The organism is Bacteroides sp. 43_46 (genome assembly GCF_001915455.1).
GTDB lineage: Bacteria > Bacteroidota > Bacteroidia > Bacteroidales > Bacteroidaceae > Bacteroides > Bacteroides caccae.
This window is the reverse complement of record NZ_MNQN01000142.1, coordinates 45,144-59,168: the sequence shown is the minus strand read 5'-3', so window position 1 is coordinate 59,168 and position 14,025 is coordinate 45,144. Positions and strand designations below refer to the sequence as shown.

The window sequence follows — 14,025 nt, the reverse complement described above, 5'->3', positions numbered from 1 at the left end:
CCTGTGAAACTCAGTGTTGCTCTGTTATGAACTAATCCTGATAATAAACCCGCTTTACCCGAGTGGATATACTAGTCAACACTTCGTAAGGAATCGTATCCAGTTTATCAGAAAGGACAGTAATCGGAAGATCATCACCGAAGATAATCGCCTGGTCACCCTCACGGCAGTCGATGTCCGTTACATCAATCATACAAACATCCATACAGATATTGCCGACATAAGGCGCTTTTTTTCCATTCACCAGACAGTAAGCGTTTCCACGTCCCAAATGGCGGTTTAATCCGTCCGCATAGCCAATAGGAATAGCAGCAATGCGTGAAGGACGTTCCAAATGTCCCTTTCGGCTATATCCTACCGTATCTTCTGCAGGCACGTCCCGAATCTGAAGAATCGTTGTCTTGAGAGTACTTACATTGTGTATAATCGAATTATCTATCGGACTCACTCCATAAAGTCCGATTCCCAAACGTACCATATCAAACTGTGCACCGGGGAAACGTTCGATTCCTGCCGTATTACAGATATGACGCAGAATCTTATGTGAGAAAGCGGCTTGCAACTCCTGCGAACCTTTCTCAAATAATTCTATCTGCTGACGTGTAAAAGAATCGAATTGAGGCGAATCACTACCTACAAAATGAGAGAACACCGAACGGGCAATCACAGCGTTCTGAGCTTTCAAGCGACGAATCAGCAAGGGAATCTCATCAATGCCAAAACCCAGCCGATGCATACCCGTATCCAATTTTACATGAATCGGAAAGTTGGTGATTCCTTCTTTCTCGGCTGCTTTAATCAAAGCATCGAGCAGGTGGAAATTATAAACTTCCGGCTCCAGTTTATAGTCGAACATAGTCTTGAATGCTGTGAGCTCAGGGTCCATTATGATGATAGAAGAAGTAATACCTGCTTTACGAAGTTCAGAACCTTCATCGGCTACGGCTACAGCCAGATAATCGACATGATGTTCCTGTAATGTCTTGGCTATTTCATACGAACCGGCTCCATAAGCGGAAGCCTTTACCATGCAGATCACTTTCGTTTCGGGATGACGAAGCATCGCACGATAATGATTCAGGTTCTCCACCATTGCACCGAGATTTACTTCCAGAATCGTTTCATGCACTTTCAGTTCCAGTTCTTCGGACAGCAGATCAAAGTTGAACACACGGGAACCTTTAATCAGAATTACTTCCGAATGAAGTGATTTCAGCAGATTCGAAGCCAGAAGAGCTTCTGTATTCGGGAAGAAATAACGTTCCAACGCATCGTCAAAACGAGCGGTACAGGAAGAAATCTCTGCTCCTACGCCAATCAGTTTGTCTATTCCACGACTCCGTACCAACTGTGCCACACGACGATAAAGTGTAGCGGTACTTTGTCCTGTTTCTAAAATATCCGACAAGATTAATGTACGTTTCAATCCTTTCTTCTCCGAACGACGTACCAAAAAATCAAGAGCGATATCCAATGAAGCCAAGTCCGAGTTATAACTATCATTAATCAATACACAATTGTTCTTTCCTTCTTTTACTTCCAAACGCATGGCAATCGGTTCAAGACGTGCCATACGCTCTGTTATCTGATCGGCGGGGGTCATTAAATAGAGGCAGGCTGCCAGACAGTTCAGTACATTCTCTATGGAAGCGTCATCAATAAACGGGATGCAGAAAGTATTATCCATATCCAGATAACGGTAGGAAATAACAGTATGATCTTCTTTCTTAGTCACCCGGCTAATATATAACGGACGTTCAATATCCTTACGGCTCCATGCTATTTCACGAGCTGTCAACATCGACTTTGCTACACAATTGCTGATAAGTTCGTTATCTCCGTTATAAATTACGACATCACAATCTTTAAAAAGAGTCAGTTTCTCCATGCACTTCTCCTGTAATGAGAAGAAGTTTTCCTGATGAGCACCGCCAATATTAGTCAGAATGCCAATAGTCGGCTTTATCATCCGCTTCAAAGCATTCATCTCTCCCATTTCAGAAATACCGGCTTCGAATATGCCCAATTCTGCTTCTTCATTCAGTTGCCAGACCGATAAAGGTACACCAATCTGTGAATTATAGCTACGCGGCGAACGGACAATACGACGGTCGGGACTCAGTAACTGGTGTAACCACTCTTTCACAATCGTCTTTCCATTGCTCCCTGTTATACCGATAATCGGAATTTTAAACTCCTCCCGATGTATTTCAGCCAGCTTCTGCAAAGCCTTTAACGGATTGGCAACGATGAGGAAATTGAGGGTGGAGAGCTTTCCTAGTTCTCCATTCTTAAATTTCTCAAAGTCTTCTTCAGTAACCACAAAGTTACGCACTCCCCGGTCATATAAATCGGGGATATAGCGGGCTCCACTGTTACGTTTCGTAGTCAGGGCAAAGAAAAGAGTTTCTTCCGGGAAACTAAGAGAGCGGCTGTCTGTCAGTAGCCAATCAATTGTCGCTTCACATTCGCCCACACGGCGGGCACCGATACATTCGGCTATGGATTCAATCGTATATGACATAGTTCTGTTTCTTTTTGAAAATCTAAGTACGGGTATTTTCCGATAAGTCGTTCTATTTTTAACACTATTTGTCCTAAAAAGCGTTGATACGCTTCCGATTCGGGATGAAAGGGTTTATGCGCCATATCTTTGCGGATATCCTCCACTTCTGTCATAACCTGCTTTGTTTCAGCAGAAAAAAAGGAATCAGAAAAGCATTTCCACAGGTAGTTCACGGCCAATGGAGACGGATGCAACATATCATCGGCATAAAACCGGTAATCGCGCAATTCGTCAAGTACTATCTCGTAAGCAGGAAAGTAGAAAACCTGCTTCGGAAACAATTGCTGCAAGCGGTCGATTGTAAGCAACAGGGTCGATTTACTAAGTTGATTGGCATGCATTCCGTCACGAATATGCCGGATCGGGCTGACTGTAAAGAGAACCTTCAGATTCGGATTACGTGCCGTCATACCGGCAATCAATGAAGTGTATTCGTTCACAATCTCGTCGACTGACAGGAGCCGGCGGTTAAAATTGCTTTCCGGCAGCTTGTGGCAGTTGGACACTACCCTCCCCGTTTCTTTCTGTTCATAGACGTAGGCGGTGCCGAAAGTCAACATCAACCAATCCAGTTGATGAACCGTCTTATGGGCCTGCTGCAAACGATGATTTATATTCCGGATGACCTCGCCCGCCGTAGCTGCGGAGAATGAGCCATGATGCATCGGGCTATGCCAACACTCCTTATAAGCAAATAAATCTTCCTCCTGATACACCTTCCCTTTTAATATTTCAACTAAGGCTGTTGAAACAGAAAAGGGATTGTAGAGAATACCAAAAGGATTCACATCTACCCTGAATTTGTTTTCCGCCAGTTGCCTACCCATGTTTTCTGCAAAACAGGAGCCCAGCAGAAGTATTTGTCCGGCATGAGTAACAGGCGGCAAGCTTGCGGGCAGTTCAACCTTCGTTCGAAAATCCATATATTTTTTCTCCTTATTAATTCCTTTTCACGAAGCAAAAGTACAATAAAGATGTGTATTCCATTTCAGGTTCCACATTCTTTTCGTATTTTTGCACTAAATTTCCTAGAATCATGAATAATGAACCGATATATAACTTGCTAAACACTATTGATTACCCCGAAGATCTACGGAAACTAAACGTAGAACAACTACCGGAAGTATGCAATGAACTGAGGCAAGACATTATTAAAGAGCTATGCTGCAATCCGGGACATTTCGCTGCGAGTTTGGGGACAGTGGAATTGACCGTAGCCTTACACTACGTCTACAATACGCCTTATGACCGTATTGTGTGGGATGTGGGTCATCAGGCATACGGACACAAGATTCTTACGGGACGACGGGAAGCTTTCTCCACCAACCGGAAGTTGGGAGGAATCCGTCCTTTTCCTTCACCGGAGGAGAGTGAATACGATACTTTCACCTGCGGACATGCATCCAATTCTATTTCTGCTGCTCTCGGCATGGCAGTTGCCGCTGCTCAGAACGGAGATTCCAACCGTCATGTCATAGCTGTCATCGGTGATGGTTCGATGAGTGGCGGACTGGCTTTCGAGGGACTGAACAATTCATCAACCACCTCGAACAACCTGCTCATTATCTTGAATGATAACGACATGGCAATCGACCGTAGTGTTGGCGGTATGAAACAGTATCTTTTCAACATGACAACTTCCAACCGCTACAACCAGCTACGTTTCAAGTTGTCACGAATGCTGTTCAAACTCGGTATTTTAAACGAAGAACGCCGCAAAGCCCTTATACGTTTCGGCAACAGCCTGAAATCAATGGCTGCACAACAACAAAACATCTTCGAGGGAATGAACATCCGCTACTTCGGTCCTATCGACGGACACGATGTGAAGAACCTCGCCCGCATATTACGGGATATAAAAGACCTGCAAGGACCTAAAATCCTGCACTTACATACCATAAAAGGAAAAGGATTCGCCCCGGCAGAGATGCACGCTACCGAATGGCATGCGCCCGGTAAGTTCGATCCTGTCACCGGCGAGCGTTTTATTGCCAATACGGAAGGAATGCCTCCTCTCTTTCAGGATGTTTTCGGAAATACGCTTGTGGAACTGGCCGAAGCCAATCCTAAAATTGTAGGCGTTACCCCAGCCATGCCCAGTGGCTGTTCGATGAACATACTGATGTCTAAAATGCCTAAACGGGCTTTCGATGTAGGAATTGCCGAAGGACACGCCGTCACCTTCTCCGGAGGTATGGCAAAAGACGGTTTGCAACCTTTCTGCAACATCTATTCTTCGTTCATGCAGCGGGCTTATGATAATATCATCCACGATGTAGCTATCCAGAACTTGCCTGTTGTCTTTTGTCTCGACCGTGCCGGACTGGTAGGCGAAGACGGGCCTACTCATCACGGAGTTTTTGACATGGCTTATCTGCGTCCGATACCTAACCTGACGATTGCATCGCCTATGGATGAACATGAATTACGCCGTCTGATGTACACAGCCCAACTGCCTGACAAAGGTCCGTTTGCCATACGTTATCCCAGAGGTCGCGGAGTATTAGTCGACTGGAAATGTCCGCTCGAAGAAATTCCCGTAGGTAAGGGACGGAAATTGAAGGACGGTAAAGACCTCGCAGTTATCAGCATAGGTCCTATCGGAAATAAAGCGGCTACTGCCATTGCCCGTGCCGAAACCGAATCGGGCAAAAGCATTGCACATTACGATTTAAGATTCCTCAAACCACTGGATGAAGGACTGCTGCACGAGGTAGGCCGGAAGTTCCGCCACATCGTTACCATAGAAGATGGAGTGATTCAGGGAGGAATGGGAAGTGCCGTACTCGAATTTATGGCCGACCATGAATATACTCCGACCGTGAAACGCATCGGAATCCCAGATAAATTCGTTCAACATGGCACAATAGCACAACTATACCAACTCTGCGGAATGGATGAAGACAGCATCACTAAAGAACTTTTAAAGCAATGCGCACTTCAGCTAAGCATGAGTGGAGTTAAAGAATTAACCAACTGAAAATGAAGATTATTATTGCAGGGGCCGGTAACGTAGGCACCCACCTGGCTAAATTATTGTCCCGGGAAAAACAGGATATCATCCTAATGGACGATGACGAGGAAAAACTAACCGCACTTAGTTCCAACTTCGATTTGCTGACGGTCACCGCCTCCCCTTCTTCTATTTCCGGTTTAAAGGAAGTAGGTGTGAAAGAAGCCGACTTGTTCATTGCCGTCACCCCGGACGAGAGCAGGAACATGACCGCTTGTATGCTGGCTACCAACTTGGGAGCCAAAAAGACCGTTGCCCGCATCGACAACTACGAATATCTTCTGCCCAAAAATAAAGAATTCTTTCAGAAACTGGGCGTAGACTCCCTGATTTATCCGGAAATGCTTGCCGCTAAAGAAATCGTATCTTCCATGCGCATGAGCTGGGTACGCCAATGGTGGGAGTTCTGTGGAGGTGCTCTGATCTTAATAGGTACCAAGATGCGTGAAAAAGCGGAGATTCTGAATATTCCACTCTATGAATTAGGTGGCCCGAATATCCCCTACCATGTGGTAGCCATTAAACGTGGAACAGAAACAATTATCCCGCGTGGAGATGACGTTATCAAATTGCATGATATTGTTTATTTTACGACCACCCGCAAATATATCCCTTATATCCGGAAAATTGCCGGTAAAGAAGATTACGCCGATGTGCGTAATGTGATGATTATGGGCGGAAGCCGCATTGCTGTCCGTACTGCACAATACGTACCGGACTATATGCAGGTGAAAATCGTAGATAACGATATCAACCGTTGCAACCGCCTGACTGAGTTATTGGATGACAAGACTATGATTATCAACGGAGACGGCCGTGACATGGATCTTCTGATTGAAGAAGGGTTGAAGAATACAGAAGCCTTCGTCGCCCTGACCGGAAATTCCGAAACCAACATTCTTGCCTGTCTTGCCGCTAAACGTATGGGCGTGGAAAAGACGGTGGCAGAAGTAGAAAACATTGATTATATCGGCATGGCCGAAAGCCTTGACATCGGTACGGTTATTAACAAAAAGATGATTGCCGCCAGCCATATTTACCAAATGATGTTGGATGCGGATGTATCCAATGTGAAATGCCTGACTTTTGCCAATGCAGATGTAGCGGAATTCACCGTGCCGGCAGGTGCCAAGATTACCAAACATTTTATCAAAGACCTTGGCCTTCCGAAAGGAACCACTATCGGAGGTATGATTCGTAATGGTGAAGGAGTACTTGTAACCGGTGACACGCTGATACAACCGGGCGACCATGTCGTTGTGTTCTGCCTGAGTATGATGATTAAAAAGATTGAGAAATTCTTTAATTAAGTATTAGGTTTTAAGTATTAACCGCAGCTTGTTTATGATTAACTCAAAGATGATATACCGCATCATAGGATTCCTGCTTCTGATAGAAACAGCTATGCTGTTATGTTGTGGAGCTGTCTCTCTTTTCTACAAAGAAAACGATTTGCAGAGTTTCCTGATTTCATCCGCTATCACCACAGGCGTCGGTATATTGATGCTTGCAATTGGCAAAGGTGCGGAAAAGTCGCTCAACCGTCGTGACGGATATGTCATTGTCAGTACTGCCTGGATTGCATTCTCGCTTTTCGGAATGTTACCTTATTATATAGGTGGATATATCCCGAGTATTACGGACGCTTTTTTCGAGACGATGTCCGGATTCAGTAGTACGGGGGCTACCATTATGAACAACATTGAATCAATGCCACACGGAATCCTTTTCTGGCGGGCAATGACACAATGGATAGGAGGTTTGGGAATTGTATTTTTCACAATTGCCGTTCTGCCGATTTTCGGAATGGGAGGCATTCAGGTATTCGCTGCCGAAGCCAGCGGTCCTACTCATGACAAAGTACATCCCCGTATCGGCGTTACCGCCAAATGGATATGGGGTATCTATGCCGGAATGACAGGAACGCTGATTGTATTGCTCGTATTCGGCGGCATGAGTGTATTTGACAGTATTTGTCATGCTTTCACGACGACCAGTACCGGAGGATTCTCGACCAAACAAGCTAGCATTGAATATTACCACTCTCCTTATATAGATTACGTAATATCCATTTTCATGTTTCTTTCAGGTATCAACTTCACTTTATTGTTGTTGATGTTCAACGGAAAGATCAAGAAATTCATCCATGACGCAGAGCTGAAGTTTTATTTTATCTGTGTATCTTTTTTCACAATATTCATTGCCTTCTGGCTCTATCGAACCTGTGATATGGGAGTAGAGGAAGCTTTCCGTAAATCATTGTTTCAAGTGATTTCATTACAGACTTCTACCGGTTTTGCCACAGCGGATTATATGCTTTGGCCCTCCATTCTTTGGGGGTGCCTGATTGTGGTTATGTTGATAGGAGCTTGTGCGGGCAGCACGACAGGAGGTATCAAATGTATTCGTATGGTGATTCTCTTTAAAGTAGCAAAGAATGAGTTCAAACATATCCTGCATCCTAACGCCGTACTACCGGTACGGGTTAATAAACAGGTAATCTCTCCTTCGATTCAATCAACGGTACTGGCATTCACATTTCTGTATGCAGTTATCGCCATTATCAGCATACTCATTATGTTGGGTTTCGGAGTAGGATTTCTCGAGTCAATCGGAACCGTTGTTTCAAGTATGGGTAATATGGGACCGGGCCTCGGTACCTGTGGCCCGGCCTATTCGTGGAGTGAGTTACCCGACGCTGCAAAATGGCTACTTTCTTTCCTTATGCTCCTCGGACGTTTGGAATTATTTACGGTATTACTGCTCTTCAGTTCCGATTTCTGGAAAAAGAACTAAACGAGTATTGACATAGATCAATTGGAGTGCTAAAAAAACCTTTTTTGCTACTTAGAGTTTGCAAAAAGTATAAATATAAATCCTATATTTGCAGCCGTTATAAGAGAAAGATGAAACAAAGCTTAAAATTCGGATTACTTTTGGTACTGGCTTTGCTAATTCATTGCGTCACTAATGGAACAATGGAAGATATTTGCAAAGTTACCTCCCCGACTTATCGGCAGGAGAAGTGCTACGTATCCCAAGACCGTCCGATTCATAATGCGATTGAGCGTCTTTATAATCTATACTCCACCCAATCGTGCGATATGAGCCATACGGACGTCGCCCATGTTCCGACAGACAAGAGCATGTTATTACTGATCGCCTATTTCTGCGAACATTACAAATTGCAAAGTCCGCCTTACTCATTTTCGCTTCACACTCCCAACTACCTTTATGATCCTGTTACCCATTATATATATGGTTTAAGGAAGATTGTCATTTAGACAAGCCAGGGCACTATTTTTTATTCGATTTATTTCAGGCAATCAACCTCTTCTCCGGTGGGTGAAGGGTTTGTTGTTCATTTCTATAATATTCAATCTAAACAGCTATTGAATTATGAATTTTACATTTTTAGTTGTTGTTTTACTGACAGCGCTTGCTTTTGTCGGTGTTGTGATAGCTCTTTCGCGAGCTATTTCCCCCCGCTCATACAATGAGCAAAAGTTCGAGGCATACGAATGTGGTATACCGACACGTGGTAAATCATGGATGCAGTTCCGTGTGGGCTACTACTTGTTTGCTATTCTGTTCCTAATGTTCGATGTAGAAACAGCTTTTCTGTTTCCGTGGGCAGTAGTAATGCGTGACATGGGACCACAAGGACTTATTAGTATTCTCTTCTTCTTTATTATTTTAGTTCTGGGTCTTGCATACGCCTGGAGGAAAGGAGCATTGGAATGGAAATAACCAAAAAGCCAAAAATAAAATCAATACCTTATGAGGAGTTCATTGACAATGAGTCATTGGAAAAGTTGGTCAGGGAGCTTAATGCCGGAGGGGCAAATGTCGCTCTCGGAGTCCTTGACGATTTCATCAACTGGGGACGCAGCAATTCACTGTGGCCGCTTACTTTCGCAACCAGTTGTTGCGGTATCGAATTTATGGCATTGGGTGCCGCTCGTTATGACATGGCCCGCTTCGGGTTCGAAGTAGCACGTGCCAGTCCGCGTCAAGCTGATATGATTATGGTATGCGGAACAATCACGAATAAAATGGCTCCGGTATTGAAACGTCTGTATGACCAAATGCCCGACCCGAAGTATGTGGTGGCCGTGGGGGGATGCGCAGTCAGCGGAGGCCCTTTCAAAAAGTCTTACCACGTAGTGAACGGAGTAGACAAGATTCTTCCGGTAGATGTATATATCCCCGGATGTCCGCCGCGTCCCGAGGCTTTCTATTATGGCATGATGCAGTTGCAACGCAAGGTAAAAATAGAAAAGTTCTTTGGTGGAGTGAATAGAAAAGAGAAGAAACCGGATTATATAAAGAACGAAGAGTAATCTTACATTCTTAATTTAAAGGATTTATGCAAGAAATACAATTTATAGCCCCCGTAGCATTACACGACGAGATGCTGCGCTTGCGGAATGAAAAACAGATGGACTTCCTCGAGAGCCTCACCGGCATGGACTGGGGAGCAGCAGATGAGAAAGATACTCCGGAAAAACTTCGTGGGTTAGGCGTAGTCTATCATCTGGAATCTACTGTCACAGGCGAACGGATAGCAGTAAAAACAGCTACAACCAACCGTGAATTACCGGAAATCCCGTCTGTCAGCGATATATGGAAGATAGCCGACTTCTACGAACGTGAAGTCTTCGACTATTATGGTATCACTTTCATCGGTCATCCTGATATGCGCCGTCTTTATCTGCGCAATGACTGGATAGGTTATCCGATGCGGAAAGACAATGACCCAGAGAAAGATAATCCGCTTTGTATGACAAACGAAGAGACGTTTGACACGACCCGGGAAATAGAGCTGAACCCGGACGGGACAATCAAAGACAAAGAAACCAAACTCTTCGGCGAAGAAGAATATGTAGTCAACATTGGTCCTCAACATCCAGCAACCCATGGTGTCATGCGCTTCCGTGTTTCTTTGGAGGGTGAAATTATTCGTAAGATTGATGCAAACTGTGGCTATATCCATCGGGGTATCGAGAAAATGAACGAAAGTCTTACTTATCCGCAGACATTGGCTCTGACAGACCGTCTTGATTACCTGGGTGCCCATCAGAATCGTCATGCACTATGCATGTGTATTGAGAAGGCAATGGGTGTCGAAGTTAGCGAACGCGTACAATATATCCGTACGATTATGGATGAGCTACAACGTATCGACTCCCACTTATTGTTCTTTTCCGCCCTTGCCATGGACCTCGGAGCGCTGACAGCTTTCTTCTACGGATTCCGTGACCGTGAAAAGATTCTCGATATTTTCGAGGAAACTTGCGGCGGACGCCTGATTATGAATTACAACACGATTGGCGGTGTGCAAGCTGACCTTCACCCGAATTTTGTCAAACGGGTGAAAGAATTTATCCCGTATATGAGAGGAATCATTCACGAATACCACGACATATTTACAGGTAATGTCATTGCCCAAAGCCGTATGAAAGGTGTAGGAGTGCTGAGTCGTGAAGATGCTATCTCTTTCGGCTGTACAGGAGGTACAGGACGTGCTTCTGGTTGGGCTTGCGACGTGCGCAAACGGATACCGTATGGTGTATATGACAAAGTAGATTTCAAAGAAATTGTTTATACGGAAGGTGACTGTTTCGCCCGTTACCTGGTACGTATGGACGAAATAATGGAGAGTCTGAACATCATCGAACAATTAATCGACAATATTCCCGAAGGCCCCTACCAGGAGAAAATGAAACCGATCATCCGTGTTCCCGAAGGTAGTTATTATGCTGCCGTGGAAGGAAGCCGTGGTGAGTTCGGTGTTTTCCTCGAAAGCCAGGGTGACAAGATGCCTTATCGCCTGCACTACCGCGCCACGGGACTACCGCTTGTTGCTGCAATTGACACAATCTGCCGTGGAGCGAAGATTGCCGACTTGATTGCTATTGGCGGAACGTTGGATTATGTGGTCCCGGATATTGATAGATAAACAAGTAATAAGTATCAAGTATTTTAAATTATATGTTCGACTTTAGTATAGTAACAAACTGGATACATGAGCTGCTTCTCTCCATTATGCCGGAAGGAGTAGCCGTATTTATAGAATGTGTGGCTATCGGTGTGTGCATCGTTGCATTATATGCCATACTGGCTATCATATTGATTTACATGGAGCGCAAAGTCTGCGGATTCTTCCAATGCCGTCTCGGTCCGAACCGTGTCGGTAAATGGGGTTCTATCCAGGTGATCTGCGACGTGCTTAAAATGATGACTAAGGAAATCTTCATGCCGAAGGGCGCCGACCATTTCCTCTACAATCTGGCTCCGTTTATGGTGATTATCGCTTCGTTCCTTACTTTCGCTTGTATTCCTTTTAATAAAGGTGCGGAGATTCTGAACTTCAACGTAGGCGTATTCTTCCTGTTGGCAGCTTCCAGTATCGGAGTTGTCGGTATTCTGCTTGCAGGCTGGGGCAGTAATAATAAATTCTCGCTGATTGGTGCGATGCGAAGTGGTGCACAGATTATCAGTTATGAGCTTTCCGTAGGTATGAGTATCATGACTATGGTAGTGCTTATGGGAACCATGCAATTCTCCGAAATTGTAGAGGGACAAGCTAATGGCTGGTTTATCTTCAAAGGACACATTCCCGCGGTGATTGCCTTCATTATCTATCTGATTGCCGGAAACGCCGAATGTAACCGTGGTCCGTTCGACCTTCCCGAAGCGGAAAGTGAGTTGACCGCCGGATATCATACAGAATATTCGGGGATGGGTTTCGGTTTTTTCTATCTGGCGGAATATCTGAATCTGTTTATTGTAGCCAGCGTTGCCGCTACTATTTTTCTGGGTGGTTGGATGCCGTTGCATATCGTAGGGCTGGACGGATTTAATGCCGTAATGGACTATATTCCCGGATTTATCTGGTTTTTCGGCAAAGCATTCTTTGTGGTATTTCTATTGATGTGGATTAAATGGACTTTCCCCCGTCTGCGTATTGATCAGATTCTGAATCTGGAATGGAAATATCTGGTTCCTATTTCTATGGTAAACTTATTAATAATGGCATGTTGTGTAGCCTTCGGCTTTCATTTCTAGCAGATTAGATTATGGAATATAAAGATAAAAAATATACGTACTTAGGTGGTCTGGTGCACGGCATCAGTACACTGGCAACGGGTATGAAGACCAGTATCAAGGTGTATTTTCGTAAGAAAGTAACCGAGCAATATCCCGAAAACCGGAAAGAGCTGAAAATGTTCGACCGGTTCCGCGGCACACTGAACATGCCCCATAATGAGAATAACGAACATCGCTGTGTAGCCTGCGGTTTGTGTCAAATGGCCTGTCCGAATGACACCATCAAGGTTATCAGCGAAACCATCGAGACAGAGGACGGCAAGAAGAAGAAAATCCTGGCAAGATATGAATATGACCTGGGTGCTTGTATGTTCTGTCAACTTTGTGTCAATGCTTGTCCGCACGATGCTATCACGTTCGACCAGAACTTCGAACATGCGGTATTCGACAGGACGAAGCTTGTATTGAAGTTGAATCACGACGGTAGTAAAGTAATAGAAAAGAAAAAAGAAGTTTAAGATATGGGATCAACACTTGAAACAGTAGTATTCTACTTTTTGGCAGCATTTATTATTGCTATGTCCATTATGACGGTGACCACCCAACGTATCGTCCGCTCAGCTACTTATCTGTTGTTCGTGCTTTTCGGTACGGCCGGCATTTATTTCCTGCTGGGTTACACTTTCTTGGGTTCTGTCCAAATTATGGTTTATGCCGGTGGTATCGTCGTTCTTTATGTATTCTCCATTCTGCTGACCAGTGGAGAGGGTGACCGCGCAGAGAAACTGAAACGAAGCAGGTTCTTCGCGGGACTCTTTACAATGGTTGCCGGCGCAGCAATTATCCTGTTTATCACGCTAAAGCATAACTTCCTGCAAACCAACAATCTGGCTCCACAGGAGATAAACATCCACTCTATCGGTCATGCCCTGCTAAGTAGCGACAAATACGGTTATATATTGCCTTTCGAAGCAGTCAGTATCTTGTTACTGGCATGTATTATCGGTGGTATTATGATTGCACGTAAGAGATAAGGAGAATTAAAATTAAAGATTAGAAATTAAAAGTATACCATTATGATACACATGGAATATTATCTGGTAGTTTCTACTATCATGATGTTTGCAGGAATCTATGGATTCTTTACCCGCCGGAATACACTGGCTATCCTGATTTCTGTGGAGCTAATGCTGAACGCCACGGACATCAACTTCGCCGTGTTCAACCGTTTTCTCTTTCCGGGAGGAATGGAAGGCTATTTCTTTGCACTATTCTCTATCGCCATTTCGGCTGCTGAAACCGCAATAGCAATAGCCATTATGATAAACATCTACCGTAACATCCGAAGCATCCAAGTCCGCAACCTTGACGAACTAAAATGGTAGTACCAAGG

13 protein-coding genes are annotated in these 14,025 nt (G+C 44.5%); 11 read left to right on the top strand and 2 right to left on the bottom strand.

What is annotated here, in order from left to right; translation table 11 throughout:
* Positions 1–31: 31 nt before the first annotated feature.
* Complete coding sequence (locus BHV72_RS18560) at positions 32–2,524, bottom strand: bifunctional UDP-N-acetylmuramoyl-tripeptide:D-alanyl-D-alanine ligase/alanine racemase (RefSeq protein WP_005677213.1); 2,493 nt, start codon at positions 2,522–2,524, stop codon at positions 32–34.
* The gene (locus BHV72_RS18555; protein WP_122134077.1) at positions 2,500–3,489 is read right to left on the bottom strand and encodes a GSCFA domain-containing protein; all 990 of its coding nucleotides are present in this window, start codon (positions 3,487–3,489) and stop codon (positions 2,500–2,502) included. The genes BHV72_RS18560 and BHV72_RS18555 overlap by 25 nt, the downstream gene beginning before the upstream one ends.
* 113 nt (positions 3,490–3,602) lie before the next feature.
* On the opposite strand from BHV72_RS18555, the gene dxs reads away from it, so the two are divergent.
* The 11 genes from dxs (at position 3,603) to nuoK (ending at position 14,017) form a co-directional block, all read left to right on the top strand.
* On the top strand, positions 3,603–5,546 hold the full coding sequence (dxs, locus tag BHV72_RS18550) for a 1-deoxy-D-xylulose-5-phosphate synthase (RefSeq protein WP_005677211.1): 1,944 nt from the start codon (positions 3,603–3,605) through the stop codon (positions 5,544–5,546).
* A gap of 2 nt (positions 5,547–5,548) precedes the next feature.
* Positions 5,549–6,889: a Trk system potassium transporter TrkA gene (gene trkA, locus BHV72_RS18545; RefSeq protein WP_005677209.1), complete on the top strand. Its 1,341-nt coding sequence runs from the start codon at positions 5,549–5,551 to the stop codon at positions 6,887–6,889.
* 34 nt (positions 6,890–6,923) lie between these two features.
* Entirely contained in the window at positions 6,924–8,375 is a 1,452-nt protein-coding gene (locus BHV72_RS18540; RefSeq protein ID WP_005677208.1) for a TrkH family potassium uptake protein, read from the top strand.
* Positions 8,376–8,485: 110 nt separating this feature from the next.
* On the top strand, positions 8,486–8,863 hold the full coding sequence (locus BHV72_RS18535) for a hypothetical protein (RefSeq protein ID WP_005677207.1): 378 nt from the start codon (positions 8,486–8,488) through the stop codon (positions 8,861–8,863).
* A 115-nt stretch (positions 8,864–8,978) separates the two neighbouring features.
* Entirely contained in the window at positions 8,979–9,329 is a 351-nt protein-coding gene (locus tag BHV72_RS18530; protein WP_005677206.1) for an NADH-quinone oxidoreductase subunit A, read from the top strand.
* Complete coding sequence (locus tag BHV72_RS18525) at positions 9,320–9,922, top strand: NADH-quinone oxidoreductase subunit B (RefSeq protein ID WP_005677205.1); 603 nt, start codon at positions 9,320–9,322, stop codon at positions 9,920–9,922. The genes BHV72_RS18530 and BHV72_RS18525 overlap by 10 nt, the downstream gene beginning before the upstream one ends.
* 26 nt (positions 9,923–9,948) lie before the next feature.
* A complete protein-coding gene (locus BHV72_RS18520) occupies positions 9,949–11,541 on the top strand; it encodes an NADH-quinone oxidoreductase subunit D (protein WP_005677204.1) in 1,593 nt (530 codons plus the stop codon).
* Positions 11,542–11,573: 32 nt separating this feature from the next.
* Positions 11,574–12,650 (top strand): NADH-quinone oxidoreductase subunit NuoH, encoded by a 1,077-nt coding sequence (gene nuoH / locus BHV72_RS18515; protein ID WP_005677203.1) that lies wholly within the window; start codon positions 11,574–11,576, stop codon positions 12,648–12,650.
* Positions 12,651–12,661: 11 nt separating this feature from the next.
* On the top strand, positions 12,662–13,150 hold the full coding sequence (locus BHV72_RS18510; RefSeq protein WP_005677202.1) for a 4Fe-4S binding protein: 489 nt from the start codon (positions 12,662–12,664) through the stop codon (positions 13,148–13,150).
* Positions 13,151–13,153: 3 nt separating this feature from the next.
* Positions 13,154–13,666 (top strand): NADH-quinone oxidoreductase subunit J family protein, encoded by a 513-nt coding sequence (locus BHV72_RS18505; protein ID WP_005677201.1) that lies wholly within the window; start codon positions 13,154–13,156, stop codon positions 13,664–13,666.
* A 42-nt stretch (positions 13,667–13,708) separates the two neighbouring features.
* Positions 13,709–14,017, top strand: coding sequence for an NADH-quinone oxidoreductase subunit NuoK (nuoK, locus tag BHV72_RS18500; protein WP_005677199.1), 309 nt, complete (start codon positions 13,709–13,711; stop codon positions 14,015–14,017).
* Positions 14,018–14,025 lie beyond the last annotated feature (8 nt).